Consider the following 1,007-nt stretch of genomic DNA (forward strand, 5'->3'; position numbering starts at 1 on the left):
CTAGGGCCTGCGCGACGGTTATATCCTTCTGCTCGGGATGCGGGCGCATCGCTGCCCAGCGCCGGCACTCGGCTTCCAGCCACCCGTTCAGCTCCTCGAGGCTGGCGAACCGCAGCCGGGGCTGGAAGAACCGGCCGCGGATCGTCTGGACCTGGTTCTCGACCTGACCCTTCTCCCAGCCTGCGGCCGGTGAGCAGGCGGTCGGCTCGACCATGTAGTGATCGGCCATGACCAGGAACCGGCGGTTGAAGACGCGTTCCTTGCCGACGAACACCGTCGTCACAGCGGTCTTCATATTGTCGTAGATCCCGCGCATCGGCACCCCGCCGAAGAAGGCGAAGCCGCGCGCATGCGCGTCGAACACCATCTCCTGCGTCTCGCGCGGATAAGCCCGGACGTAGACCGCGCGCGAGGCGCACAACCGCATGTGCGCCACCTTCACCCGCATCGGCTTGCCGGCGATCTCGACGTCCTCGTGGCTCCAGTCGAACTGGTAGGCCTCACCCGGCTTGAACAGCAGCGGGATGAACGCAGGCGCACCGTCGCCACCATCCTTACGCAGAGCCTCCGCCCAGCGCCTGGCATAGCGCCGCACGGCGTCATACGAACCCTCGAACCCCTCGCGCCGCAGCAGATCGTGAATCCGCGTCATCCGCAGCCGATCGCGTCGATGCCGCGCTTCGTTCTGGGTCAGCAGCGTATCGAGCCGCTCCTGAAAAGGCCCGATCCGGGGCAGCGGCTGAACCGAGCGATGATAGTCGAACGCACCCTCGGGCGCCCGGATCGCCTTGCGCACCACCTTGCGCGATAACCGAAGATCGCGCGCAATCGCCTTGATCGGCTTGCCACCCGCATGCTCGCGCCGGATCCGAACCACTGTCTCCACCACCAACATCCCGATCTCGCCACCTGGAAAACCAGGCCGCTGCCTAAACCATCGAAATGAGGGGTCCCTATTGGACGCCGATCACCCCGCTAACGGGGTCCCTTTTGCACGCCGGTCCACA

1 protein-coding gene is annotated in these 1,007 nt (G+C 65.8%); it reads right to left on the minus strand.

Features of this window, described 5'->3' with window-relative positions; genetic code table 11:
• The coding region (gene istA / locus GGQ98_RS18105) for an IS21 family transposase (RefSeq protein ID WP_184072079.1) at positions 1–895 on the minus strand (895 nt) is incomplete at its 3' end.
• Positions 896–1,007 lie beyond the last annotated feature (112 nt).

The sequence above is a fragment of the Sphingosinicella soli genome, assembly GCF_014199685.1.
Lineage (GTDB): Bacteria > Pseudomonadota > Alphaproteobacteria > Sphingomonadales > Sphingomonadaceae > Sphingosinicella > Sphingosinicella soli.